A 25,146-nucleotide genomic window follows, 5' to 3' on the forward strand; every position below is an offset into this window, starting at 1 on the left:
TTTTTTATAGAGCTTAGCCGCTTGTACAATGGCTATTTATAAGCCAACAACGTAGCAAGCAAACCCTATAATAATTTTATGTCAGTACTATAGCAGCGCCTGTGTCTTGAGCAGCGCCTGTGTCTTGGCTAGGGAAATCGCATAAAAAAAGCCTTGCGTATAGCAAGGCTTTGTCTAACTCTCAAACAACTAATCTTTGTTACGAGCTTGTTTAATAGTTTTAGCCGCTGATTCCATAGTATCAGCTGCTATATCAGCTAGTGTTCCGACAACCCCTTTAGCCTTCGTAGTAGCAGCTTCAACTAAAGAAGTCTTACCCTCTTCATTGGATTTTTTAGACTCTTTGTCATCTTTATCATCAGATTTATTAGACTCTGTATTATCTTTATCGTCTGACTTGTTTGATTCTTTACTATCTTTATCGTCTGACTTGTTTGATTCTTTACTATCTTTATCGTCTGACTTGTTTGATTCTTTACTATCTTTAGCATCCGACTTCGTAGTGTCTTTGTTCTCTTTAGCATTAGACTTATGAGTGTCTTTATTATCCTTAGCTTCTGACCCTTTGTTTCCTTCACTATCAGTATGCTTCTTATCATCCATAGATTCAGTATTGCTCATGATTTAATACCTCTGGTTTAATTGTTTTTAGTTTTGTAGTGCTAGTCCTAAGCTTACTACCTTACTTCTTCAGCTGTCTGTATCTCATAAGTTTCAATAGGTAAATTATGTTTACTCAACTTAAGGTATTTTTATACTTTTATTTTAGCCTATTAACAATCATTCTATTACTACAGATGACTTGTATCAAGGTAGTTTTGATCAGAATTTAAAAAACGCTTCAAGCCTTAAACAGTTGCCCTATGTAGCTATTTTCTTATTAATATAATCTGCCAATATAGTTTAATAAGTTAAAGATAAACTACTGCTTTAAGCCACCTAATCATTTAGCTTCTAAGCACCAGTCTACTAATACTAGATATCTTTTTTTAGTATCCAAATCATTAGGACATATTGAAAAACAAAAACCCTTCACCCTATCTAGGTAGTGGCGCTAAGGGTTTTTTGTACTTTTTATTTTATTAAATGGACACTTGCAAAAGTATGCTCGCAATCTATAGGGAGAGCATGATTATTGCCAGTACAAAAGATTAACATTATTCTTAACGAGTTACAAAATTGATGCCAAACTGACCATTGTCGCCAATGAATCATAATTAATTTTATGGCAGAATTATCATTAATTTAGCTTGCTTATTATTAATATTAAGGCCTGTTGAACAGCAATTGATCATTAAAAATCGGTCAACTTTTAGCAAATAGTTTAACGCTAAGCTGGCTTAAATTAGGCGAAGGATAATAGCCTATTAAAAATATTAATTAAAAAGGGATAAGCGTGACCTCAATAACAGAACTAAGCTTAAATGGTGAGCCTCTGTATATAGAGCCAGAATATATACAACCAAATAAATTTGCTGATTATTTATCTATTCATCAGCAATATGCTTTATTTTTGGATATAGATGGCACGCTTGCAGAGTTTACAGTAAATCCGAAGGATAGCTTTATCCCCAAATCAACCTTAATGCTTTTGCGAAGAATACAAGATCAAGGCGTTGAAATCGCTTTTGTAACTGGGCGAAGTCTTACTGAAGCAAGGCAAATGCTGCGTTTTATATCCGCTTCGATTGCTGCTACTCATGGCCTAGAAGTAGCTTTTGAAACTAGCAAGCACCAGCAATGTGACAATGATACCAACAATAAAAATACTAGAGCTGCGCAGGTGAATGTCGTTGAGCTCGATGAGATAAGGCAAGCTATTACTCAATCGTGTCTGTCCTATCAGGGTTTCACTATAGAAGATAAACCTTATTCTGTCGCTCTACACTATCGGCAAAACCCTGCTTTAGCACAAGTGGCTTATAGCATTACGTCAATAGCATTGAAGAATTATTCTGACTGGCTATTAAAACCCGGTAAATATGTTTGGGAGATAGTGCCAAAAGGGGTAGATAAAGGCACAGCAATTTTAACTTTGTTAAAGACGATGCAGACCAACACTAGCCTTTGTCCTATATTTATTGGTGATGACTTTACTGATGAGGCAGGTTTTATAGCAGTACAAGGTGAAGAGGATATGCTAGATAGATCAATAAAGACAAGCAGATTAATAGAAGACTGCCAAGACTCAATAAAGGGTATGGGTATTAAAGTGGGTAGTGAGCCAAGTGGTGCAAACTATTATGTGCGTAACATTGAAGAAGTAAGTTTTTTACTTGAGAGTTTTTTAACCTTTTGCCAAAAACGTAGCGTTTTACCCGCTGATTTAGTAGACGCTTACTGACCCTAAAACTGCCAAAAAGTAATGAGATATCCTATATGAGCCGTTTAATTATGTTATCCAACCGAGTAAAAATGCCTGACAATAATCCAATAGCAGGCGGGCTGGCAGTAGCATTGCACGAAATACTTATAGGTAATTCGAATATCTGGATGGGCTGGAACGGTGAAATCATCGAAACTAAAGGTGGCGGTAATGATGCTTGTGACGACTCTATTACCAGTGGATTTAGCAATAGTAAACAAACCGTTTCCATAAGTAATAATTTAGCAAGCACTGAGAAGCAGCCAGCTAATACTACAATTACTTATATTACTACTGCTCTAAACACTCAACAATATCAACGTTTTTACTGCGGTTTTGCCAATAATGTGCTGTGGCCACTATTACATGAGCGACTCGATTTAATCAGCCAAGCAGCACAAGACTATGCAGGCTATCAGCAGATAAACCGTCTTTTTGCTAGACAATTAAAGAAGACTATTGAGCCTGACGATGTAATTTGGGTACATGATTATCATTTTTTAAGTGTCGCATATTATTGTCGACAGCTAGGAATTAATAATCGTATCGGGTTTTTTTTGCACATTCCATTTGTTGCCTTATCGTTTTGGCAGCAGCTTGATGAAAGTGCCGAATTAATTAAGCATCTTGCTCACTACGATGTTATTGGTACTCAAACTCAACAAGATAAAACCAACTGTCTTAAAGTCGTACAGCATTATCTACCAGAGCGTCTTTTAGCTAATGCTTCAATAAACCCTAAGCAAGATTTTGCAAGCTCAACTGCTGTGCAGCTCATGATTGACCTAGGCTTAGACAGCTCGCACTGCTTATCGATTGATGCCTATCCAATCGGAGTTAATGTAAACAAAATTCAGCAACAGATTATTAACTCATCCGCTCACTTACTGGCAAAGTCCACAATATATACTCAAAAGAAACAGCTTGTAAAACAAGCTACCCAACAGATTATTGCTGTAGATAGGATTGATCATTCTAAGGGCTTATTAGAGCGTTTCTCAGCATATCGCTGTTTTTTACAGCAATATCCAACTTATCAAAATCAGCTAAAGTTGTTACAAATTGCTTGTCCTAGTCGCTTAGCTCTCCCCGTCTATCAGCAGCTTTATAACAGTGTCAAACAAGTAGTGGATAATGTGAATCAGCAATTTTTGCCTAGTGAACCTACTATGAGTTATTTTAAAACTGAGGCTTTAGAAACTGACCATCCTATAGATAATTGGCAGGCGATTACCTATAGCGAAGAGGTATTAAGCCATAACACTTTGATGACAGCGTTTTGGCATAGCGATATTGGTTGGGTAAATTCGCTTAAGGATGGAATGAATCTGGTTGCTAAAGAATACATTGCTGCCCAAAATCCCGATAATCCTGGAGTGTTGTTATTGTCACGATATGCAGGGGCGGCTGAGCAGATGCAGGCAGCGGTCATTATCGATCCACATCAGCCTAAAAGTATAATACAGGGTTTAAAGACTGCCTTAGAGATGCCATTAGTGCAGCGAAAGGCCCGTTATCAGACGTTGTTACAAGGCTTGCAGCAGGATGATTTATACGCTTGGCAACAAAAATTCTTAGATAAACTGTATTTGAAATGCCCAGTATCGTAGATCGCTTATATTCGAGGTAGCTTATATTTGAGATAGCTTTTATTTAGCATAGCTTAAGTCATAAGCACAGATAGTAGACTGCTAGTAAATGTGCGCTTACCACCCAAACGGGTGATGAATAAAAATTAGGAAGTCCTTATGTCACGCTCCGCTGCCCCAAATTCCTTGTTACTAGACATTAAACTAGCTATAGAGCACATTATATCTATTGATAAGCAAACGGTTAATGACTCAATTAATGGCTCAGTTAATGACTCAGTTAATGACTCAGTTAACGACTCAGTTATTAACGATAAATTACGCCACGATATATTGAATACTTTAGTGCGTTATAGCGATAGAATTCCTCATCCTGCCAGCTCAATTGGTACTAGTACTGGCATTAGCAATAGCGATGCAAGTGAAAATAAGGATAAAACCAACTCACCTACCTTGATACGTTGGCAAATTTTGGCTTATGTTGCCGGTATTGATTTAACCATTGCGAAATGGTTTGAATCACACTTGGATGCTTTAAGTATCTTGCATGAAGTGGGCTATGACCAACCAACAGTAGGGCTATGGGCGGTTTGGGCATCAGAAGGTAATTGCGATCCTATAACTTATCAGCAAGGCCCAACTAGCGGTATTAGCAGTGGCACTAAAACTTGGTGTTCAGGGGCAAATATTGTCGATTATGGGCTAATGACTTATCGAGATCAGCATGGTGATTCGCAACTGCTGGTAGTAGATATGCAGCAAAGTGGCATTGAGAGTGACAATAGTGGTTGGCAAGCGGTCGGTATGCAAGCTACTGATACGGCGAGTATAAAGCTCAATAAGGTGGTAGCCAATAATGTTGGAGCGGCCAATGCTTATCTAGATCGTGTGGGATTTTGGCATGGAGCAGCAGGGGTTGCTGCATGTTGGTATGGTGCAGCAGCTACCCTAGCCGGCTATCTAATAACCGCTTATCAGCAGAAGCCTAACGACTATAAGGCTATGTATTTGGGGCAGATCGGCACAGCATTGGCGGTTACTCAGCAATATTTTTATCATGTCGCTGACTTGCTAACTAGCCAACCAAACACTAGCCACCAACTTGCAATTCGCCAGTTAAGAGCAAACGTCGAACAGCTGGCCCGTTTAGTAGTAGAGAGCGTCGGGCAAGCTTTGGGAGCAGCACCGTTTTGTGGTAACGCCCACTTTGCTAGGTTAGCCGCAGATTTAGCAGTGTTTATTCGCCAAAGTCATGGCGCCTTTGATTTACAGAAAATTGGTGAATTAACTAGCGATACAACCGGTCATTTAACTGAGGAGCAAGATAACATATGGCAACTATAACTTCTGATATGGCCATAGTTAGCCATATGATCCATCAGCACCAAGCAGCTGAACCTAACCATCCAATCGTTGGCGACCGAGTTATTGAAGGTGAAGGTACTAGCCAACAACTTTGGCAGAACTGGCAAGGCTTGCACGATTTACCTCGAGTAAAGATTAGCGATAGCTTTCCCTCACCCCAGCGTGTCTGTATTTTTGCGCCTCATCCTGATGACGAAATATTAGGCTGTGGCGGTCTGTTACAACAGTTGGTAGCTAATGGCAATGCTATCTTACTAGTGTACGTAACCAACGGCACCCAAAGCCATCCAAATTCGCAGGTTTATCCTCCGCAAAAGCTTAATATCATTCGCCCGCAAGAAAGCTTTGCAGCATTAGAAGTACTGAATATCGCTCAGCAAGTGACTACTGTCGCCCTAGATTTAACCGATGGCGAAGTGTTTTTCCAGCAAGACCAATTTAAAGAAAAATTAACCGCTATTATCAGGCCTGACGATATTTTAGTGACCCCTTTTATCCACGACGGTCATCCTGATCACGAGGCTACGGGGCAAGTAGTCGCTGCATTCGCCAAGCAGCAGCAGTTAGCCTGTTACCAGGTTTTGATTTGGGCATGGCATTGGGCTAAACCTGCTGATAGCCGCATACCTTGGCACTGTGCCCTTAGCGTCGATTTAACTGCTGAGCAATTACAGCGTAAAACTCAAGCTATCAATTGCTTTAAAAGCCAGATTAGTATTGATGACAGTACCGGCAACTTGCCTATTTTATCAGCGCAAACTATCGCTAGAATTAGCCAGCCTTGGGAGGTTTATTTATATGAGTCACCAGTTTGAACCTAGTCTTACTAAGCATGGCGAGGTTGTTGATAGCGTGAAGGTTGTTGATAGCGTAAAGGTTGTTGATAGCGTGAAGGCTATTGACAGTATAAAAGCTAATAAAACAACTCCGGCTGACTGTAACCAATCGGGTGCTAAGTCCGCTAGCCCTTCTAGTTATAATGTAGACGCCTATTTAGAAACCTATTCAGAAACTTATTTTGACGAGCTATATAGTGACAATACTGACCCTTGGCAGTACCAGACTCGCTGGTATGAAAAACGCAAACGTGATATTTGCCTAGCAGTGCTACCCTTAGCTCGTTATGGTAATGGGATCGAGTTAGGATGCGGTAATGGGGTGTTTAGCGAGTTACTTGCCGATCGTTGTCAGGCTCTAGTTAGCGTGGATGGCAACACTCATGCCGTGCAGCTCGCTGCACAACGATTAGCGAGTATGCCCCATGTTAAGGTAATACAAGCAGTTATTCCTAGCGCCCTAGTGACTTTGACCACTGGGATTGTGGATGCTGACGGTTTATCCGATGACTCAAGTGCTTATAAACCCGCCTTTGATTTGATAGTTATTAGCGAGATTTTATATTATCTATCGCCAGATGATATTCATAAGGTTATCGCTTGGATTAAGCAAAACTTAGCCATAGGCGGTACTTTATTATGCTGTCATTGGCGCTATGCTATCGATGGCTTTGCGATGACCGGTGAGACAGTACATCAACGCTTACACCAAGCATTTAACGCAGTAAATAATGCCAATACTCTAAGCAAGACTAACAATCAAGAAAACAATTCAAAAAATTCAAACAACCAAGAAAACCAGCCTACGACATTTAGTCATCAAAGCCAGGTTATAGATAGCGATTTTTTATTGGACGTATGGCAAAACTCTTTAGATTCGGTCGCTAGGCAAGAAAACTTAATATGATTGCATGGCTGCATGATTGCATGAACGTGTATCAGTGGCTAGCCCCTTAACAACCCAATGGATAATATAAAACTCCTAATGAAGCCTACAGCTATAGCTATTGTGATTCCGGCTCATAACGAAGTACAGACCATTAGCGCATGCTTAGCGTCAGTACAGATCGCCATTGAGCAACTGCCCTCACTTATCAGCGCATCTGTGCTAGTCGTTTTAGACAGTTGCACTGATAGCACCTTGGCAATAGTCAAAACCTCAGGGGTTGACTATATAAGCTGTGAGGAGCGTTGTGTGGGACGAACGCGAGATTTGGGTATTCGCAATGCGATAGCTACTGGAGCCACTTGGCTTGCTTGTACCGATGCAGACTCGATAGTGAGCGCGGATTGGTTAAAGCAGCAAATCATTCATATTGCTCAACAGCCCACTGATATGATTTGTGGCGTGGTTAGCGTTGATAGCTGGGCACATTTAACGCAGCAAACGCGCGAGGATTATGCCGCTCATTATCAAGATATAATGGGACATCGCCATATTCATGGGGCAAATTTAAGCTTTAGCGCTGAGGCTTATCTCGCTGTGGGTGGTTTTAGTCCCTTAGCTTGCCATGAAGACGTGGATTTAGTTAGAAAATTTGAGGCTCGAAATTATGCCATTACTTGGAGTAATAAAGTACGAGTGATTACTAGTAGCCGCTTACAAGCTCGAGCCACCGAAGGCTTTGCCAATTTTTTAAGCAACTTAGAAAAAAGGAACTCACGATAGCTATTTATAACATCCGTATATTACAGTGATTATAAAGCCTGATGGGTTTGAAAAATAATTCTTTAGAAACCAGTTAGTTAAGAGCTTAGTCTGTTGAGAGTTTAGTCAGTTGCAAAACCTAGTGAGCGGCTCAACTGCTTATGATAAGCACTGTCATTTAACTGTAGTGGCTAAGTATTGATTTAGTCTAAACTAACAATGGAAATTGATAAATTGCAGCATATATAATCGTGCTTATTAGTACAGCCACCACACTGAACCGAATCTGATAAAGCTGGGCCGTTGACCAATCTAGTTGCCAGTTAATGTTATGTCTCGCCGTTAACCACTCTGTCACACTAATGGCTACCGTCAGCCATAATAAGCCTACTAAATAGCCTCCCAACACATCACTCAAGTAATGCTCATTGAGCAAAACTCTACTCAATCCTACTAATATAGAAAAAAACACAGTAAACACTAAGATACGAACTTGCCTGGCAAAGCTTTGGCTAAACCGAATAGCCATATAAGCTATAAACCCGTACATAGCCATAGTAGCCGTCGCATGTCCGCTCGGAAATGAGTAGGTGCGCTCAAACAATAGAATATCTACTGGTCGCTGGCGATGAAATAACATTTTACTCAAAAAGGTAAAGGCCGTGCTGCCTATGATAGCTATCAGCAAGCCAATTAATAGGTAGCGTTGGTTTATTTTCCAGCATAGCAATGCGGTCAAAAACACTATTAAACAAGTAATAGGGGTCGAAGCTAAGCTAGTAATAGGAATAAAAAAATTAACTACTGATGAGCCACTTAGCAGACTCATCTGTTGTGATACCCAATAATCGATCGCTACTATAGAGTCCGCGTTAACGACATCTTCAACCAGTCCGACGAACAACGCTAAAGTATAGCCCATCACTAAAAATAATAGCGTGAGCGGCAATCCCTGAAAGTGCTGAACATGAAGCCTTTGCCAGAAAAAATTATATAGCTTTGGATAGCTAATTTTTAATAGTAGCAGCCGTTTACTCAAGCCAAAATACTGCTCTAACCTTAGCCAGTATTGTAGAGCTTTTTTAAATACTCGCCCTGCATAGCCAATAATAGCGTATTGCAAAATCCATAAAACAATAATCACTAATAAAAGCAGACTCACTAAGCTAAATAACTGCTGATTTGTTTGAATTAGGGTAATCATGGATAACCGAACTTCCTTTTTGCACTCTCTATCACCTAGCTAGTAATACAGAAAATTTATATTATTGGCACACTGCCACAAGTCTATTTCTATTTCTATTTCTACTGAAACAAAAATACTTATATAGTTAGTTCATTGTAAAAACCAGACTGTGATGTATCTATTCTATTTGGTATCGACTATATATAGCTGGCTATGATATTAATTAATAAAGAAATAATAACCAAGTTGAACACAAAAGCGATAATACTATGCAGAGTAGCAAGCTCTCTACCGGCTGTTGAAGTAAAAGCAATATCAGCCGTTTGCCCGGAAGTACCGATAGCCACTGCGCAATAAAAGAAGTCTTCAAACTTAGCACTGATCAGCCTAGGGTCATCCTCGCTATGGCTCTTATCCTCCACTAACGCCTCAGGGAACATAAAAGGTTGTGCAACGCCGCTACGCTGCTCAGAAAAATATAAATAAGCGTATTGCATGGCGAAAACAACTTGAATCATCAGCCAAGTAATAAAGATAGTACTCACAGTAAGCGCAATAGTTAAAATGCGTGCCATGCCCCGATAGTCTTTGCCAATCTGAGTTTGCCTAACAATAGCTAATAAGCAGATTAAACTTGCGATACTAATGAGACTCAAGATAACCAGTTTACCCTCATGCTCTGCGGTCAAATGACTATGAATAGTGTTATCACGCATCATAATAATGATACTAACCATATATATCAAAATGGCACTATCCCAGCCGATGATAAAGCTAGTGCTATAAGAAGCAGACCAAATCATCGATATTATTAAACCGATAAGCATTCCCACTAGTAGGCTACCTATCAGGCGCCAATGACTAACATAAGTGTTTGCTGCTATTGCCATAACATTATCCAAGGTTTATAAATTACGATAGACACCCTACCCCTATTAAGCACTACTTTTAACCAAACGTCTAAACCCATTGAAGATGAGTGGCGTGCTATCTGTTAAGCCTTTATTGCATTAAGGATAGGAGGGCACTTGGTTTGCTTGCCGTGTATAAGCTAACTAAACCCTTAGTCTGCGCTAAGCTTCTCCTATGTCTTATTTCGTATTATAGAGTCATACCAACCAGGTAGCTGACAAAACCAATAAACACAATGTCAGAAATTGACTTAATACCAAGGAATAACCTTATGAAAAACTTATCTATGTTAACCAAATCAGTGATTGTCGCCCTTAGTATTGCAGGTGTAGGAGCGGCTGCTATCGCTGCGCCGGTGGTCAACACTAAAGCAGTAAACAGCTCAATGGCTAGTTCAAGCGAAGCCGTTAGCGCCATGCAAAGTAAAGTTAGCCTAACGCAAGCCATGGCAATTGCCAAACAAAATACTAAAGGCGATGTGGTCAAAGCCCAGTTTGATTATGACGATGACCATGCCAATAAGAATGGGGCGGTAACAGGAGAGTATGAAGTCGAGTTGGTAGCCAACGGCACAGCTTATGAAGTAAAAATCGATGCTAATACTGGCAAAGTTTTAAAGACTAAGCAAGAAACTCTAGATAAAAAGGATATGGCTGAGTATAGCGCCATGAAACAAGCCAAAGTAACGCTCACGAGTGCCATGCAAACCGCAGCACAGAGTCTAAATGGTAAAGTAATAGCAGCTGAGTTCGAGCTAGAAAAAGGTCAGGCTCTTTATGATCTCGAAGTGGTCAAAAGCAATCAGATTTATAAGGTGAGCATAGACGCTAATACGGGTAAAGTATTGAGCAGTCAAGTCGATGTAGAAGACGATGATTAAACAAGGATCAAATCGCATCTATAATATTCATAAATTTTCAGTGCTAATGAGCATTATCAATTAGATCATTGGGCCATCAAAATGATGGTTGTAATCGCACTTTAAAGCTTAGATTGACATCAAGCAGTAGCCGATACCTTAATTATGATGGTATCGGCTACTGCTTTTTTTATTATTGGGGTATTTATATTTTAAAAATAACCTCTAGCCTAACGCCGCTTTTAAAACTAGATATTTCTAAAATCAATACTTCGCAAAATGAGTAATGATTAATTGTTATTGAGTTTGAAATAGCCATAATTATCTTCTAATCTCATGGTCTTTAATACCACACTATCTGATACTGCTGGCCCATTCGGGATTTAATTCAATGGCTAGTCATAAAAATATTTTTGCTCCCTAAGCTGAGCTTAAGGTTGGTTTGTTGTAATAGTTATCACACAAACTATTATGAGAGTGACGATCATGAGCACAAATAATGAAAATAATGCGCTTGAGCCTACTGCTATACCCTTATCTAACGCTCCTATAACTAAGCAAGTACGAGTTTGGGATATCTTAGTAAGAGTTACGCATTGGACAGTAGCTGCTGGTATCATGGCTAACCTACTGTTCACCGAAGACGGTAGCGACCTGCATCAATATGTCGGTTATACGGTCGTAGCCTTAGTGGTTATCCGCCTACTTTGGGGCTTGGTCGGCACACGTTATGCCCGTTTTACTGATTTTTTCCCTACGCCTGTACGCATCAAAAATCACTTAGCTGATCTAAGGCAACGCCGTAACGATGAGCAGCATCTAGGTCATAATCCATTAGCTGCTATTATGGTGCTAGCGTTATGGGCCGTCATTATAGGCTTAGGCATCAGTGGCTATTTAATGGAATCGGAAATTTTAGGCAATAAGGATTTATTGGAGGAAGTTCACGAACTACTCGCTAATAGCTTATATTTGCTTATTCCATTACATATTATATCCGCTATTGTTATGAGTTATTGGCAACGGCAGAACCTTATTAAATCAATGATAACTGGTAATAAGCAAGTAAAAGACCAGCGCTCTACTGTAGAGTAAACCTGTGATGGAGAAATAGATGGCACGCATATTACTAATCGAGGACGATAGCACTATTGCTGAGGGTATAATTGCTGGGCTAAAGAGCCATGGCATGATGGTCGATTGGTTCAGTGATGCCAAGCAAGGTGAAATGGCACTGCAAGATGGCATGTTTGACGCTGTGTTGCTTGACTTGACTTTGCCAAAGGGTGATGGGATGACCGTACTACAACACTGGCGAGCTAAACAGCTAGACACCCCAGTATTGATCATTACTGCTCGCGATGCCATTGCTAATCGAGTGGCTGGATTAAATGCTGGCGCTGATGATTATCTAGTCAAACCTTTTGCCTTAGATGAAGTCGTCGCCCGCCTGCAAGCATTGATGCGTCGGAGTCAAGGACGTAGTCAGCCTGAGATTCACTACGGTGAACTCGTTTATCAGCCGCACAGCCAACAACTGACTTATCAAGGTCAAGCGCTAGAACTAACAATTAAAGAGGTGGCGATATTAGAGCAAATGCTGACGCATCCTAAACAGATTCATAGTCGAGCCAGCTTCGAGGACAAACTCTATGGCTGGCAACAAGACATTGAGAGCAATGCTATTGAAGTCCATATTCATCATTTACGCAAAAAGCTCGGCAACGACTTTATCCTCACCAAACGCGGTATTGGCTACTATCTTAATCCAGCCTATAGCCAAGTCTAATCCTTAGAGTAGGCAAATCTGGCCTAATTATTTTTATCTTTATTCCTACTTGCCATTTTATGATGTGAGTCTATGAAAAGTATCCAGCGACGGTTATTAACCTCCTTACTCATTGGTCTGCCTTTATTATGGCTGCTAACCTCAAGCTTTATTGCGTGGCAGTTATGGCATGAAATTAATGAGATGAATGATACCCAAATTACACAAGTCGCCCGTTACTTAATAGGGGTCTCTGCTGATGATGACGATAAAGATAAACGAGACAATGAAGAGCGCGATAATAAAAACAAAGCTCACCCTATTACCAAAATTTATAATTTAAAAAGCAAGCAGTTATCAGGTGATTTAGGAGACGCTGAGGATGACTATATGGGCTTTGCTATCTGGGATAAACAGGGCCACTTGTTAGCCGCTGACGAAAATGGTCAAGCATTCTCTTTTTTACCAGACCAGCGTGGTTTTTTAGAAGAGAACAACTCTGCTTACCAGCGCCTTAACCCTTTTAGTAAGAGCTGGCGTTTATTTTATGTGCACGATGACTATCACGGTCATAATGATCATGACGGTTCTAATAAGCATGATGGTTCTAATGAGCATGATGGTAGTGATAACAAGCAAAAAGATCGAATCATAGCGGTGGGCCAAAACCTTGACTCACGGCAAAAGATGATCGTTGGCGCTATGTCAGTACAAGTACTACCCATGCTGATTGGGCTGTTTGCTTTTATGAGTCTGGTAGTTTGGTTAATTAAGCGCGGTTTTAAGCCGTTAAGCCAAATCAGTAATGATCTGCAACAACGTCAGCCGCAAGATGATAGTCCTATCACCGCCGATGTCCCGAAAGAGATCCAACCTTTAGTAGCAGCCTTGAACGTATTGTTTATAAAGGTGGCCGATACTTTGGCTCGTGAACAACGTTTTACCGCTGATGCCTCGCATGAACTACGCAGTCCTCTTGCCGCATTAAAGTTACAAGCTGACTTGTTACAACAGCAGCTATTACAGCTATCAACTACCGAAGATGATAATCAGCTTTTTTATCATGCGCAAAAGATCAGCGCTGGTATTGAGCGCGCTACTCATTTAGTCGAGCAACTATTAGTATTAGCCAAAATAGAGCCAGAACAGCACCTACCCCCCGAGCAACTAGTCACACCAGACTGGCTAATGTTGACCGATATTGTGCTCAGCGATGTCAATCGACTGGCTCGTGAAAAGCATATTCAATTAAAGCGCACCGTCCAATGTAATGACCCTAACGCTATATTACCTATAGTCGTTAACCCTATCTTATTCAAACTGTTAATTCGCAATCTACTAGATAATGCCATTCGCTACTGTCCAGAAGGCTGTTTAATCGACCTTCAGTTGGATACTGATAGCATTAAGGTGATTGATAACGGCATTGGCGTAGAGCCTGAAACATTAGCACGCTTAAGCGAACGCTTCTACCGTCCAGCAGGTCAAAGCCAGTTGGGTAGCGGTCTAGGGCTATCAATCGCTAGTAGAATAGCGCAACTTCACGGTCTCAGCTTAATCTTTGCCAATCGCACTGCACCAGCAACAGGCCTTATCGTTACTATTAAACCTGATATAAAAAGCACGATACAAGCCTAATCCGCCTTATCTTAAGATTGAGTTAATATTCACAGCGTATGCTACTCGTATTCCCTAATAACATGCTATGGAGTACAAGCTATGACCTTACCTCTCTTAAGACCCTTATTACTGACTGTCGCTGCTACTTCGTTAGTATTCTTCGGCGGTGTTATTGGCTTGGCTGTACAGTCGACTGAACCTGACAACAGCTCATCAATAGCCAATCTCGTCACTCAAAATACTAAGGGTGATGCTACTTCCTCTAATGCAGTAGCTGCTAAAACAGCCCTAAACTCTCTGTCACCATCCTCATTGACTACGCAATCATCCCTTGCGGCCCTTAGCCCTGCGCAAGCAACAGCTTTGGCTAAAAAAAATTCGCCTAGTTCGCTATTGCAAGCGACGCCTGAGCTTATAAACTATAACGGAATGGTGGCCTACGAAGTGCGCTTAGATAGTGGCACTAGTTACATTGATGCCAATCTAGGTACTGTCCTTAATCCGGTCGCTGCCGATAGCTATGGCGTTGAGGGCGTGGATGACGATGGCTATAAAAATGCCGATTATAAAGATGGCGACTATGAAAATGACCACCATGACAATAAGCACAAAAGCAATAAGCACAGTAAGCGCCAGCACGATGATAAAGACTATAACGACAATGAGCGCTTAATCGCCACTAACTATAAGCCACATGATGAGGATGACTACGATGACTACGATGACTAATAGCAACTCACATTCGCCTCAAACTGCTAGCAAGCCTGTCAATAAGGTAGCCAAAACAGCTAAAAAAGCCGACCCTTTTGTAGCGCTTAAAAGCAGCATTATGATTCTATCAATGGTCGGTACTATGGCAGGGTGGCTATTACTGTTGAACCAAGAGACAGATAACCAATCAGTAGATACCGCCATATTGAGTACTTCTGTTATTGCCGCTAATGAGACGGTGGCTGAGCCGATGCCGATCGTTGATATTAGCCAGCTACGACAAGTCAATGAAGTTCAAGCGGTTGAAGCTGTAACGGTCGTTGCCCGCACGCGCTCTTCTCGATAAAAGCTTATAGACTGTTCTGGGCTAGTCAAGTTAAGCTTGCAGTGACCACTATAATCTCGAACCGTGGCGCTGCTAACCACTGGAGCTATGATATGAAAAACTCCCTACCTAAAGCCAACATACCGCAACTAGTGACTTTTACCTTGCTAGCTATGGGTTGCCATATTCAGATCAGCCTGAATATCACTAGACTGCGTGCACAGTACTCGCAAGCGCTCATAGATCAGCAAGTTGCCTTATTAACCAGCGATGTGCAACAGCAATTGACTGATTGGGAACATACTTTTAGCCGTTTTGATGAGACCAGCGAACTGATGAGGCTTAATAATAATACTGATCAATGGACTACCGTCAGTGCTGAGCTGTTTGCAGTGTTACAAAGTGCTATTTATTTCGTTGCTAAGACTCAAGGTTTAGTAACCCCTACTCTACTTAACTCTATTTGCGCAGCTGGCTATAAGCAGTCATTCGAAACTCTACCCAAACGACCTCTAGTAGCCAAACAAACTAACGCTATTGGGCTTGCTACAGATTCCAGCCAATGCTTACAACGCCCGCGTCTTACTAGCAGTAGCAATGAGTATAGAAGAAATAGTAGCAAGAACAGTAGCAATACTGATGACAACAGTAGCCATCAGTACATCGAACGCATCCAACTGCGCCTATTAGCTAATGGTGAGCATCAAGTATATCTTCCTACAGGAATGGCTCTAGATTTAAATGGTTATGTCAAAGGCTGGTGTGCTATGCAATTGGCCGAGCAAATTAGTAAAAGTCATGACTACCCTATGCCCTGCTTAGTTGATATGGGCGGTGACATAGCTATCGGCGTAGCGGACGACCAAGATATTAACAAACCGATTGTTTGGGGAATTGCGGTTGCTAAAGCGCAGCTTAATACTACTACTGCGCAGGTTGAAAATCAGCAAGATGAAGATGTCGCAATCCTTGCTATTAGCTCCGGTGCTGTAGCTACGTCAGGGCAAGACCATCGGCGCTGGTGGCATAACAATCAGTGGCAACATCATTTAATTGATCCTGATAAAAACGCTCCAGTAGTTAGTGATGTATTAACCGCAACCGTAGTCACTACTAATACTCTGACAGCCGAAGTATATGCCAAATATTGTGTGCTGCTTGGTGTCAAACAGGCGATGGCATGGCTTAAGCAGCACCATATTGCAGCTCTTTTAATCGCTACAGATAATCAGGTTATTGCCTCTCCTGCTATTTTGCCAAATTTAGTGCAGCTAAAGTTAGTGCAGCCAAATTTAATAGCGAGCTAATTTATGCTGGCCAAGATAAAAGCTAGATAAGTTAGAAACTAGTTAAGGTAACCGACAACTATTTTAAAAGACCGATTTTAAGAGACCGATAAGTAGCAGATAACCACCTTGGATAGACAGCCCTTTATAGGAGCACCATCATGCAAACTAATACCCTGATTGACAGTTATAGCCATTCAAGGCTGACAAAAGTCGCTAAGGTTTTATCGGTTGTATTAATTTTGACCCTTGGTATTTTAGGGGGTGGCTATGCCCTTTTGACATGGGGTGAGACGATTTCTCAACTACTGCTAGCCACTGATAAGAACTTTTGGTACTTGTCACGGGCCAGCGGGGTTATTGGCTATAGCCTATTCTGGCTAGCAATGGTGTTCGGTTTATTATTGAGCACTCGTCTAGGTAAGCATCTTAATGCCGCACGAGTATTTGCCTTGCATCAATATCTAAGCTTGATTGCAGTGGGCTTCGCCGCGTTTCATGCTGGTATCTTGTTAGCAGATAACTATCTCAATGTTAACTTATGGCAGGTTCTAGCGCCCTTAGGTTTTCAGACAGACCGTGTCGGTATTGCCTTAGGTCAATTAGGCTTTTGGTTATTATTTATCTGCGCTTTTAGCTTTTATCTTAAGAAATATATTGGTCAGTCAGCATGGCGATGGCTGCACTTTTTAACTTTTAGTGCTTATATGTTGATCAGTATTCACGTATTCATGGTGGGATCTGATAGTCGGGCACTGCCTTTATTATTATTTTACGCAGGCAGTCAGACCGTAGTTTTTTTATTGATAAGCTATCGACTATTAGCGCTAAGACTAGCCAAATAAGTTGCTGAGGAATAATAAGCGACAATGATGGCAACCTTGATAATCGAGCGTTAATTCGGTAGATCAGTTTAAGTAAAGTTAATTAATTTAAAAATTAATGATATACTAAATTATATATTGATAGCTGTTGTTTTGAATGACTTACTGTAGTTTTTCAAAATGTAAACTGCTGGCTTTTATGAGGCTCAAAACTACTAAAGCTATCTAATCTCTTTTATCACTACCAAAGGCACAACTATGAAAACCGCAAATGACTTAGTAAAAATTGCTAAAGCACAGATAACCGACGTTTCACTCGCACAAGCAGAAACAGCTTGCCGTAAAGCCGATGTCATTATCGATGTGCGAGAGCCTAATGAGTACGCTGCTGGCCATATTGAAGGAGCCGTCTCGCTACCTCGTGGAGTGCTCGAATTCAAAATTGCTGATTTGCCTGCCGTTAGCAGTGCCGATACTGATATTTTGATTTACTGCAAGACTGGTGACCGCGCCGCTTTAGCAGCGCAATCGTTAGAAGCGCTTGGCTATAAAAACGTTGTGTCTATTGCAGGTGGTTATGACGCTTGGACTGAAGCTGGCAAGCCTACAACAGCGTCTAATAATGGCCTTGATATTGATTAACCAAGTTAAAAGATTAACTAGTAGTCAGACTACTATTAGATAAAAGCTGATGTTTACTCTGGTAAATATCAGCTTTTTTTGCTTTATTAAATTATTTATGAGCCACTATCTAAATATTAATAAGCCACTAAATATAGCAGCTAACTTAACCCTTACTCTGCGCTAAGCTTCTACTATGTCTAGTTTTTTATAATGGCCTCCTAGCCCTAAAGCAGCTGACAGAACCAGTAATCATATTGTCAGTTATTCATTTAACCTAGGAAGTCAACCGTATGAAAAAACTATCAACCCTAACTAAGTCGGCCATCATCGCTCTGAGTATTATTAGCATTGGTACTGTCGCTATCGCCTCAGGTCAAATTCCTACTATCTCAAACGCTGGCAACAGTGAAGCGGTAGCCATAGCGAAAAGTAAAATCAGCCTTGAGCAAGCGATAACTATTGCCCAAAAGACAGTTAAAGGGGATGTAATAAGTGCTGAGTTTGAGCAAAATAACTACATAGAAGGTAGCAAGTTTGAAATTAAGTCTATTGACGATAATACTGAATATGAAGTAAAAATTGATGCGAGTACAGGTAGTGTATTAAAGACTAGGCAAGAGAAACTCGATCAAGAGGACATAGCAGAATATAACGCTATGAAACAAGCTCAAATCAGTCTTACCCAAGCGCTACAAAAATCCACTCAGAGTGTCAGTGGAAAAGTTATCGAAGCTGAGTTTGATTTAGATAATGGCAAGTCCACTTATGAGATTAAGCTCGCTAAAGGCACCGAAATATATCAAGTCATTGTCGATGCCATGACTGGTGCTATTATTAGCAAGCAGTTAGATGATTAAGGGCTGGCGAGCGCTTACCGATAAGCTGCGAATAGACTCTACCGATAGCTCCAAGTGTATTAGTATAGTGCTTGCAGCTTTTGGCGATCAGAAAAAATATAAATGATTTAATCAGCTGGCTGATAAATACTTATTACAGTTAAAATTAAGGAGGTGTTATGCGCGTGTTATTGGTCGAAGATGATTTAATGATTGGTGAAAGCTTGAGTGAGGCTTTGCAGGATGAAGCCTATACCGTCGATTGGGTAAAAGATGGTCGCCAAGCTATCCTGACTTTAAAGATTCAGCCCTACGACATTATCTTGTTAGATTTAGGGTTGCCTGAAATCGATGGCATAGGGGTATTGACTGTTATTCGTGATGCTAAGATCGATACCCCAGTGCTCATTGTCACGGCCCGCGATGAACTAAAAGACCGGATCGCTGGACTTGATTTAGGGGCAGATGACTATGTGGTTAAGCCCTTTGAGCTGGGAGAGGTTTTTGCGCGGATGCGAGTACTTATTCGCCGTGCGCAAGGCAAAGCAGACAATCAGCTTAGCGTTGCTAACCTTAGCCTCGATACCGCCCACAAACGTGTTGTTATGGATGCCAGCCCCGTTGACTTGACCGCTAAGGAATATATGCTGCTTACCACTTTTATGCTAGCACCCGAAAAAGTAATGTCCAAAACTGAGCTTGAAGACTCGCTATATGGCTGGGGCGGTGAAGTGGAAAGCAATGCTATAGAATTCTTGATTCATAGCTTAAGAAAAAAGCTTGGGCAAAATAGAATAAAAAACGTACGAGGCTTAGGCTGGTATATTAGTAATATTTAAAACGGCCTTCACTGTTTTTATGGTCAATTTTTTATAGTCAATAGAGAAGATTGTCAACATGACGCTGATTCAAAAGCCCTTCAAATCTATGCAGTTTCAGCTGATCTTTTGGCCGGTGCTGTCCTTATTGCTACTAGCCATAGTCGCTGGTGGCTATGGCTTTTGGTACAGCTATAATGAAATCAACGACTTTCAAGATGATAATTTAAAAAATACCTCAGCGTTATTGCAGCAGTCACTCAGCATCAATGCTTTACAGAGTAATAATAGTTCAGATAATAGTGATTTGGTGAAAAACAATATTCACTTTGATACCGATGATGATGACGGTGCCATTACCGTTGATATTATAATGCTAAATATGAAGTCCCCTAATCCTGTAAAGGATTATCAAAATAAAGACAATAAAAAGGACAAGCAGGATCAAGATTATTCAGCACCTATACCTAATGCGTTATTAACTGACATCCCATCAGGAATAAGCGATCAAAAAATAGATGGTCATAGTTGGCGAACTTATAGAGATGATGTCTATATTAAATCCTTTAGTGCTGATGAAAAAGTCGCCCTTATCCTACGTCAGCAGACGGATCTACAAGATGATTTAGCCAAGGCCAGCGCCCTGCAATCTTTTTTACCTCTTATTATTGGCATGGCACTTTTGCTACTTTTACTGCCTTTTATCATGTGGCGAATGATGAAGCCTGTACGCCAATTACACTATGAAATAAGGCAGCGCAACGAGAACGACTTAAACCCATTAAGAATTGAACACCTACCTACTGAGTTATTACCTTTAGCAGAGTCGTTAAATAGGCTACTAGCTCTAGTAAAAGTCAGTATTGAGCGCCAGCAGCGCTTTATCGCTGATGCAGCACACGAACTACGCTCACCACTGACCGCAATATCGTTACAGCTACAACGACTACAGCGCCATGCTCAAGATCCGCTTATGACGGTAGGCTTAGAAAAGCTAGCTGGTAGACTTAGCCGTAATCAAAAGCTGGTGGAACAGCTGTTAACCTTAGCACGGGCAGGTAATATCACTAATCATACTGAGCATACGCTAGTCTCCGTCAAGGCTACTATCGAACAAGTCATTAGCTTGCTGATACCGATTATCGATAGCAAAAATATAGAGTTAACAGTGCAATTATTGACTGACTTCTCAGAGGACGCAGAAGCCACTATAGATGAAACGTCATTATTAATACTGATTAAGAACCTTATCCAAAATGCTATTATCTACAGCCCAGAAAACAGCCAAGTAGCTATTCAACTCTGTCGCTTTGGCCCCATAGCAAAACAGCTAACTAGTGATGATGTCGCTTTATTAGATAGCCTTGGTACTCATGTCATAGGCCTTATAAAGCCCGAACGTTTACCTCACCAACTTGCCGACAGATTAGTATTACAGATTATGGATTCAGGCGCAGGTATTGATCCTGATGATTACAGCAATGCTTTTGAGCCTTTTGTACGACTCAGTCAATTGTCTAAAGCAGTAGAAGCAAGCTCTGAAAAACTTGCCACCAACACACGCTCTGACAGTGCCAGCAACCAGAACAATGCCATAAACGGCAGCGGATTAGGACTATCTATCGTTAAGTCTATTTGTGAGCAAGCAGGTATTGATCTGTTCATGAGTACCTCTATCTTGACTGATGCAAGAACAGGCAGAAATAGTGGGCTATGTGTAAGCTTAGTCTTCTAGAGCAAGCCTCAAAGCTTTTGCAACGGTTTAAACCTTTATACTCGTTAAGATCCTAGATATTGATATTTTTCAGCAGCTACCTTGACACTTTCTTAACAGCTATCTTGATAATTTAGTAACTGCAAAACAGGCAATATGCCATTAAATTTGCTTATCAAGAGAGTGAATCCATAGATGACCCCCACCTTAAAATCTGAATACTCAACGATTGCTACCAATAACGATCCAATGAGCGATGCTTTATCAAAAGTTCCAGCAGTGACTTTGATTTTTTGGCTAATAAAAGTGGCAGCAACGACTCTTGGTGAGACCGCAGGTGACGCTCTGTCAATGTCGATGAATCTAGGATATATCGTCAGTACCGCTATATTCGCTGTCATATTCGCCATCGCAGTCGCCAGCCAAATCAAAGCCAACTCGTTTAATAAATGGTTATATTGGGCAACGATTATTGCCACAACCACTTTAGGCACCACAATAGCAGACTATGTCACCAGATCACTGGGTATCGGTTACGCTGGCGGCTCAGCATTGCTTATAGTTTTGCTCGCAATTTGCTTATTCGCTTGGCAAAGGACTATGGGCAGTATTGCTGTTGATAGCGTTAGCAAGCCTAAAGCTGAAGTGTTTTATTGGACTACTATTATGTTTTCGCAGACTCTTGGTACGGCACTAGGTGACTGGGTTGCGGACTCTAAGGGTATGGGTTATACCACTAGCGCCATTATTTTTGGCACTTTATTAACCCTTATTGCTATAGCGCATTTTACTACTAAGATCTCTAAGACTTTGCTATTTTGGAGCGCGTTTATCCTTACTCGACCCTTAGGTGCAGTATTAGGAGACTTTTTGGATAAGCCTATAGATCATGGTGGCCTTGCTTTAAGTCGCTTTGGGGCGTCGGCGGCACTATTGGTTTTTATTATTGCTTGCCTATTAGTGTTTAAACAAAGAGCCAGTACTAAAGCTCACTGATGGCTTCAAATTCATGTCACTTAACTACAAAAACCGTTAACTATGATGCTTATCGATGCTGGGCGTGCTTGTTTTATACTTTCTCATCGCTAACAAATACACAGGATGAGCGATGGAAGCCAAAAATATTATGGAACCGCCAACCAATTGAGTGGCGGTCATCGTTTCATGATTAAGATAACCAAAAACACTAGCAAAAATAACATCTAAATTATAAATTAAAGAGGCGCGCACATTACCAATTCTATTTTGGAATTTTATTTGTAAAACAGTAGTTATTACTGTGGCAATCACTCCCATATACAGAATGGATAACCAAACCTGCATCGGTAAGTTATTTGGTATTCCTAAGCTCAACGGATAATAGGATAGAAAAAAAACACAAAATAGTGACTGGAAAAATATAAAGCGTAAGCCATCACCGACCTTAGCACTAGGTTCTGAGGAGTCTTTAAAAAAGGACAAATAACCTATTAACAGTATGGATAAAGCAATAGCCAAAGAGGACAAGCCTGCCCACCAATAGCCTATATTGAATTGTTGAAACTTAGGGTTCAAAATAATAATAGCGCCTACTACCCCCAAAGAAATAGAAAATACGTCAATCTTTTCAGGTTTTTTCTTGTATAACACTGAGGTAAATATGATGAGAATGATGGCATTAGTAGAGATTATAAAAGCAGTTGCAGAGGAAGGTAAAAACCTTAAAGCGTTACTTTGACCTACGAACTGTAGCGCTATCAGAAGACCAAAAGCCAAGCTCGCAAGTATTAGCTTCTTATCTACTTTCAATAAGTACTTTATGGCAAAAGGGGTGATAAATAACAGCGCAATGAATGATCTAAAAAAAGCATAAATCCCAGCATCTACTTGGCTTACTGCATTATAAGTTATCGGAAATCCTAAACCCCATATCACTGGAATCAAAAAGATGAGGTAATAACTTTTTCTATTCATACTAGTCATGTTAACCCTGTATTCCTATAAAAAATCTATCCCCGTCTGAATGAGCCTATTGCTTTATCGATAAAATCATAAATAGAGATCGGCGACAGTCGCAATGGCTAATAAATACTTACGCAACTTTATGAGTATTTAGATTATCGAATAAACAGCCAGCCACCTTATAGCTCATATAAAGTGGCTGGCTGTTTATTGAATGGCTACAGTTGCCGCAGCAACTACAGCAACTACAGCAACTACAGCAACTACAGCAACTACAGCAACTACAGCAACTACAGCAACTACAGCAACTACAGCAACTAACAGGGTAAAGCTATTAACAGTGAGCGCTATAGGCCTACTAATAAGCTATTATTTAGCGAATAGTACATGCTTGCTTTTTTGATAAGCCGCTAGTCCATCCTCGCCAAGCTCACGACCAATACCACTTTGCTTAAAGCCACCCCATCCTGCTTCTGGCAGTACAATCTGTTGCTCGTTAATCCAAAAATGACCCGCATTGATTTGCAGAGCCATCTCTAAGGCGCTTGATTGATCAGCGCTAACAATAGTTGCCGCCAAAGCAAACTTACTATCATTGGCTAAACGTAACGCCTCTGCATCATCTCTAAAGGTAGTGCTAACTAGTACTGGCCCAAATATTTCCTCAGTCCATAAGCGACTGGTTTTTGGCACTTTGGTATAAATCGTTGGACTGACAAAATAGCCTGCTCTATTCAATACTTGGCCACCGGTAAGACAAGCAAGATTTTCTTCAGTAGCGATCTGTAAGTAGTTATGTACTTGCTTGAGCTGTTGCTGGCTAACTAACGGGCCCATTTGCGTAGTAGCTGCAAAACCCTCACCAATATTGATATTCTGGGTATGAGTTTTTAATTTTTGGTATAAGGACTCAGCTATGTCGCAGTGTACCAATAGCCTTGAGGTGGCCGAACATATTTGTCCAGCATTAGTAAATATACCGCCAACGATAAGCTCACAAGCCAAGTCTAAATCGGCATCAGCGCGTACCACGATAGCCGATTTACCGCCAAGCTCAAGACTGATATCTTTTATGCCTTTTGCTGCTTGGGTCATGACCTTTTCACCAATTGCATTACTACCAGTGAAAGATATTTTATCGATCAACGTATGGCTAGTCATCGCCGCCCCTACTTCAGCCGCGCCCGGCAAGATATTGACTACCCCTTTTGGTAGGCCGATAGACGACAATATATTGCCTAACATCAATTCTGGTAGCAGAGTGACCTCAGAAGGCTTCAATAGGACTGTGCAGCCTGCTGCTAAGGCTGGCGCTAACTTCCAAGCGCTAGTCACCATAGGGAAATTCCAAGGCACAATAAGCGCACAGACCCCAATAGGTGCATAAGTTTTTAGTAGGCGCACGCTGGATTCAGTGGTTGAGACTTCAGTCCAAGTCTCTTGCTTAGCAATGAGGTTGGCGTAATAGCGATAGCTAGCAATAGCATCACTAGCATCTATTTTTGCCTCTTCAACAGGCTTGCCATTGTTCAAAACTGATAGGGCCACTACCTTGTCGAATCGCTCCTCCAGTGCATCTGCAATAGCATGCAAATAACGGGCACGTTCGCTTACTGTGGTTTGTGACCAACTAGCCAAGGCAGCAGTAGCGGCCGTAACAGCAGCCTCTACATGAGCTGTAGTAGATAATCGTGTCTTAGCAATGACTTGCCCTACACTTGGATCGTATAGGCAATGCACATTGTCACTATTACTGTTACTGTCACTTTCATCGGATAATGGCGCTACCGTCACCCACTCGCCATCTATGTAAGCGGCATTTAATACTAGCTCATTTTTGAGGGTATTAAATGCCGCTTCTCTGCTTATAGCGGATATAGAGCTATCTGTAGTCATATTCATAATTGGATATTACCTAT

Annotated in this window: 24 protein-coding genes; 19 read left to right on the forward strand and 5 right to left on the reverse strand. The window is 41.0% G+C overall.

What is annotated here, in order from left to right:
- Positions 1-189: 189 nt before the first annotated feature.
- Positions 190-621, reverse strand: coding sequence for a hypothetical protein (locus tag KPY62_RS01330; RefSeq protein ID WP_216580485.1), 432 nt, complete (start codon positions 619-621; stop codon positions 190-192).
- A 775-nt stretch (positions 622-1,396) separates the two neighbouring features.
- Here KPY62_RS01330 and otsB point away from each other — a divergent pair.
- The 6 genes from otsB (at position 1,397) to KPY62_RS01360 (ending at position 7,824) form a co-directional block, all read left to right on the forward strand.
- On the forward strand, positions 1,397-2,344 hold the full coding sequence (gene otsB / locus KPY62_RS01335; protein ID WP_324033703.1) for a trehalose-phosphatase: 948 nt from the start codon (positions 1,397-1,399) through the stop codon (positions 2,342-2,344).
- A 35-nt stretch (positions 2,345-2,379) separates the two neighbouring features.
- Positions 2,380-3,975, forward strand: coding sequence for an alpha,alpha-trehalose-phosphate synthase (UDP-forming) (locus KPY62_RS01340; protein ID WP_216580486.1), 1,596 nt, complete (start codon positions 2,380-2,382; stop codon positions 3,973-3,975).
- Between the two features lie 138 nt (positions 3,976-4,113).
- Positions 4,114-5,298 carry an acyl-CoA dehydrogenase gene (locus tag KPY62_RS01345; RefSeq protein ID WP_228730520.1) on the forward strand — a complete coding sequence of 395 codons (1,185 nt, stop codon included), beginning with the start codon at positions 4,114-4,116 and terminating at the stop codon, positions 5,296-5,298.
- The gene (locus KPY62_RS01350; protein ID WP_416384020.1) at positions 5,286-6,134 is read left to right on the forward strand and encodes a PIG-L deacetylase family protein; all 849 of its coding nucleotides are present in this window, start codon (positions 5,286-5,288) and stop codon (positions 6,132-6,134) included. The genes KPY62_RS01345 and KPY62_RS01350 overlap by 13 nt, the downstream gene beginning before the upstream one ends.
- A gap of 91 nt (positions 6,135-6,225) precedes the next feature.
- The gene (locus tag KPY62_RS01355; protein ID WP_416384046.1) at positions 6,226-7,062 is read left to right on the forward strand and encodes a class I SAM-dependent DNA methyltransferase; all 837 of its coding nucleotides are present in this window, start codon (positions 6,226-6,228) and stop codon (positions 7,060-7,062) included.
- 57 nt (positions 7,063-7,119) lie between these two features.
- Positions 7,120-7,824: a glycosyltransferase gene (locus tag KPY62_RS01360; protein ID WP_228730521.1), complete on the forward strand. Its 705-nt coding sequence runs from the start codon at positions 7,120-7,122 to the stop codon at positions 7,822-7,824.
- A gap of 187 nt (positions 7,825-8,011) precedes the next feature.
- Here KPY62_RS01360 and KPY62_RS01365 read toward each other — a convergent pair whose 3' ends face one another.
- Positions 8,012-9,007: a phosphatase PAP2 family protein gene (locus tag KPY62_RS01365; protein WP_216580488.1), complete on the reverse strand. Its 996-nt coding sequence runs from the start codon at positions 9,005-9,007 to the stop codon at positions 8,012-8,014.
- Positions 9,008-9,186: 179 nt separating this feature from the next.
- Positions 9,187-9,879 (reverse strand): DUF1345 domain-containing protein, encoded by a 693-nt coding sequence (locus KPY62_RS01370; protein WP_216580489.1) that lies wholly within the window; start codon positions 9,877-9,879, stop codon positions 9,187-9,189.
- Positions 9,880-10,172: 293 nt separating this feature from the next.
- Here KPY62_RS01370 and KPY62_RS01375 point away from each other — a divergent pair, with 293 nt between their 5' ends.
- The 13 genes from KPY62_RS01375 to KPY62_RS01435 all read left to right on the forward strand — a co-directional run bounded on the left by KPY62_RS01375 (position 10,173) and on the right by KPY62_RS01435 (position 22,282).
- Positions 10,173-10,781, forward strand: a complete 609-nt coding sequence (locus tag KPY62_RS01375; RefSeq protein WP_216580490.1) for a PepSY domain-containing protein — start codon at positions 10,173-10,175, stop codon at positions 10,779-10,781.
- 465 nt (positions 10,782-11,246) lie between these two features.
- Positions 11,247-11,855 carry a cytochrome b/b6 domain-containing protein gene (locus KPY62_RS01380; protein WP_201624017.1) on the forward strand — a complete coding sequence of 203 codons (609 nt, stop codon included), beginning with the start codon at positions 11,247-11,249 and terminating at the stop codon, positions 11,853-11,855.
- Between the two features lie 19 nt (positions 11,856-11,874).
- Complete coding sequence (locus KPY62_RS01385; protein ID WP_201624015.1) at positions 11,875-12,549, forward strand: response regulator; 675 nt, start codon at positions 11,875-11,877, stop codon at positions 12,547-12,549.
- 72 nt (positions 12,550-12,621) lie between these two features.
- Positions 12,622-14,166, forward strand: coding sequence for an ATP-binding protein (locus KPY62_RS01390; RefSeq protein WP_216580491.1), 1,545 nt, complete (start codon positions 12,622-12,624; stop codon positions 14,164-14,166).
- Positions 14,167-14,247: 81 nt separating this feature from the next.
- The gene (locus KPY62_RS01395; RefSeq protein ID WP_216580492.1) at positions 14,248-14,877 is read left to right on the forward strand and encodes a PepSY domain-containing protein; all 630 of its coding nucleotides are present in this window, start codon (positions 14,248-14,250) and stop codon (positions 14,875-14,877) included.
- On the forward strand, positions 14,861-15,205 hold the full coding sequence (locus KPY62_RS01400) for a hypothetical protein (protein WP_228730522.1): 345 nt from the start codon (positions 14,861-14,863) through the stop codon (positions 15,203-15,205). The genes KPY62_RS01395 and KPY62_RS01400 overlap by 17 nt, the downstream gene beginning before the upstream one ends.
- Positions 15,206-15,297: 92 nt before the next feature.
- The gene (locus tag KPY62_RS01405; protein ID WP_216580493.1) at positions 15,298-16,491 is read left to right on the forward strand and encodes an FAD:protein FMN transferase; all 1,194 of its coding nucleotides are present in this window, start codon (positions 15,298-15,300) and stop codon (positions 16,489-16,491) included.
- A gap of 140 nt (positions 16,492-16,631) precedes the next feature.
- Positions 16,632-17,315, forward strand: coding sequence for a ferric reductase-like protein (locus KPY62_RS01410; RefSeq protein ID WP_216580494.1), 684 nt, complete (start codon positions 16,632-16,634; stop codon positions 17,313-17,315).
- A 237-nt stretch (positions 17,316-17,552) separates the two neighbouring features.
- Positions 17,553-17,936: a rhodanese-like domain-containing protein gene (locus KPY62_RS01415; protein ID WP_216580495.1), complete on the forward strand. Its 384-nt coding sequence runs from the start codon at positions 17,553-17,555 to the stop codon at positions 17,934-17,936.
- Between the two features lie 272 nt (positions 17,937-18,208).
- Positions 18,209-18,775, forward strand: coding sequence for a PepSY domain-containing protein (locus KPY62_RS01420; RefSeq protein ID WP_216580496.1), 567 nt, complete (start codon positions 18,209-18,211; stop codon positions 18,773-18,775).
- 158 nt (positions 18,776-18,933) lie between these two features.
- Positions 18,934-19,593: a response regulator gene (locus tag KPY62_RS01425; protein WP_216580497.1), complete on the forward strand. Its 660-nt coding sequence runs from the start codon at positions 18,934-18,936 to the stop codon at positions 19,591-19,593.
- 58 nt (positions 19,594-19,651) lie between these two features.
- Entirely contained in the window at positions 19,652-21,307 is a 1,656-nt protein-coding gene (locus KPY62_RS01430; RefSeq protein ID WP_216580498.1) for a sensor histidine kinase, read from the forward strand.
- Positions 21,308-21,481: 174 nt separating this feature from the next.
- On the forward strand, positions 21,482-22,282 hold the full coding sequence (locus KPY62_RS01435) for a hypothetical protein (protein WP_216580499.1): 801 nt from the start codon (positions 21,482-21,484) through the stop codon (positions 22,280-22,282).
- 36 nt (positions 22,283-22,318) lie between these two features.
- On the opposite strand, the gene KPY62_RS01440 is transcribed toward KPY62_RS01435, so the two are convergent.
- Positions 22,319-23,248 carry a DMT family transporter gene (locus tag KPY62_RS01440; protein ID WP_216580500.1) on the reverse strand — a complete coding sequence of 310 codons (930 nt, stop codon included), beginning with the start codon at positions 23,246-23,248 and terminating at the stop codon, positions 22,319-22,321.
- 348 nt (positions 23,249-23,596) lie between these two features.
- Positions 23,597-25,129 (reverse strand): aldehyde dehydrogenase family protein, encoded by a 1,533-nt coding sequence (locus tag KPY62_RS01445; protein WP_228730523.1) that lies wholly within the window; start codon positions 25,127-25,129, stop codon positions 23,597-23,599.
- Positions 25,130-25,146 lie beyond the last annotated feature (17 nt).

Source organism: Psychrobacter sp. TAE2020, assembly GCF_018919485.1.
Classification (GTDB): Bacteria; Pseudomonadota; Gammaproteobacteria; order Pseudomonadales; family Moraxellaceae; genus Psychrobacter.

Bases quoted from the DNA above. Each gene is read 5' to 3' on its own strand.
- KPY62_RS01330 (WP_216580485.1), bottom strand. From the start codon at position 621: ATGAGCAATACTGAATCTATGGATGATAAGAAGCATACTGATAGTGAA.
- KPY62_RS01340 (WP_216580486.1), top strand. From the start codon at position 2,380: ATGAGCCGTTTAATTATGTTATCCAACCGAGTAAAAATGCCTGACAAT.
- KPY62_RS01345 (WP_228730520.1), top strand. From the start codon at position 4,114: ATGTCACGCTCCGCTGCCCCAAATTCCTTGTTACTAGACATTAAACTA.
- KPY62_RS01350 (WP_416384020.1), top strand. From the start codon at position 5,286: ATGGCAACTATAACTTCTGATATGGCCATAGTTAGCCATATGATCCAT.
- KPY62_RS01360 (WP_228730521.1), top strand. From the start codon at position 7,120: ATGGATAATATAAAACTCCTAATGAAGCCTACAGCTATAGCTATTGTG.
- KPY62_RS01365 (WP_216580488.1), bottom strand. From the start codon at position 9,007: ATGATTACCCTAATTCAAACAAATCAGCAGTTATTTAGCTTAGTGAGT.
- KPY62_RS01370 (WP_216580489.1), bottom strand. From the start codon at position 9,879: ATGGCAATAGCAGCAAACACTTATGTTAGTCATTGGCGCCTGATAGGT.
- KPY62_RS01375 (WP_216580490.1), top strand. From the start codon at position 10,173: ATGAAAAACTTATCTATGTTAACCAAATCAGTGATTGTCGCCCTTAGT.
- KPY62_RS01380 (WP_201624017.1), top strand. From the start codon at position 11,247: ATGAGCACAAATAATGAAAATAATGCGCTTGAGCCTACTGCTATACCC.
- KPY62_RS01385 (WP_201624015.1), top strand. From the start codon at position 11,875: ATGGCACGCATATTACTAATCGAGGACGATAGCACTATTGCTGAGGGT.
- KPY62_RS01390 (WP_216580491.1), top strand. From the start codon at position 12,622: ATGAAAAGTATCCAGCGACGGTTATTAACCTCCTTACTCATTGGTCTG.
- KPY62_RS01395 (WP_216580492.1), top strand. From the start codon at position 14,248: ATGACCTTACCTCTCTTAAGACCCTTATTACTGACTGTCGCTGCTACT.
- KPY62_RS01400 (WP_228730522.1), top strand. From the start codon at position 14,861: ATGACTACGATGACTAATAGCAACTCACATTCGCCTCAAACTGCTAGC.
- KPY62_RS01405 (WP_216580493.1), top strand. From the start codon at position 15,298: ATGAAAAACTCCCTACCTAAAGCCAACATACCGCAACTAGTGACTTTT.
- KPY62_RS01410 (WP_216580494.1), top strand. From the start codon at position 16,632: ATGCAAACTAATACCCTGATTGACAGTTATAGCCATTCAAGGCTGACA.
- KPY62_RS01415 (WP_216580495.1), top strand. From the start codon at position 17,553: ATGAAAACCGCAAATGACTTAGTAAAAATTGCTAAAGCACAGATAACC.
- KPY62_RS01420 (WP_216580496.1), top strand. From the start codon at position 18,209: ATGAAAAAACTATCAACCCTAACTAAGTCGGCCATCATCGCTCTGAGT.
- KPY62_RS01425 (WP_216580497.1), top strand. From the start codon at position 18,934: ATGCGCGTGTTATTGGTCGAAGATGATTTAATGATTGGTGAAAGCTTG.
- KPY62_RS01430 (WP_216580498.1), top strand. From the start codon at position 19,652: ATGACGCTGATTCAAAAGCCCTTCAAATCTATGCAGTTTCAGCTGATC.
- KPY62_RS01435 (WP_216580499.1), top strand. From the start codon at position 21,482: ATGACCCCCACCTTAAAATCTGAATACTCAACGATTGCTACCAATAAC.
- KPY62_RS01440 (WP_216580500.1), bottom strand. From the start codon at position 23,248: ATGACTAGTATGAATAGAAAAAGTTATTACCTCATCTTTTTGATTCCA.
- KPY62_RS01445 (WP_228730523.1), bottom strand. From the start codon at position 25,129: ATGAATATGACTACAGATAGCTCTATATCCGCTATAAGCAGAGAAGCG.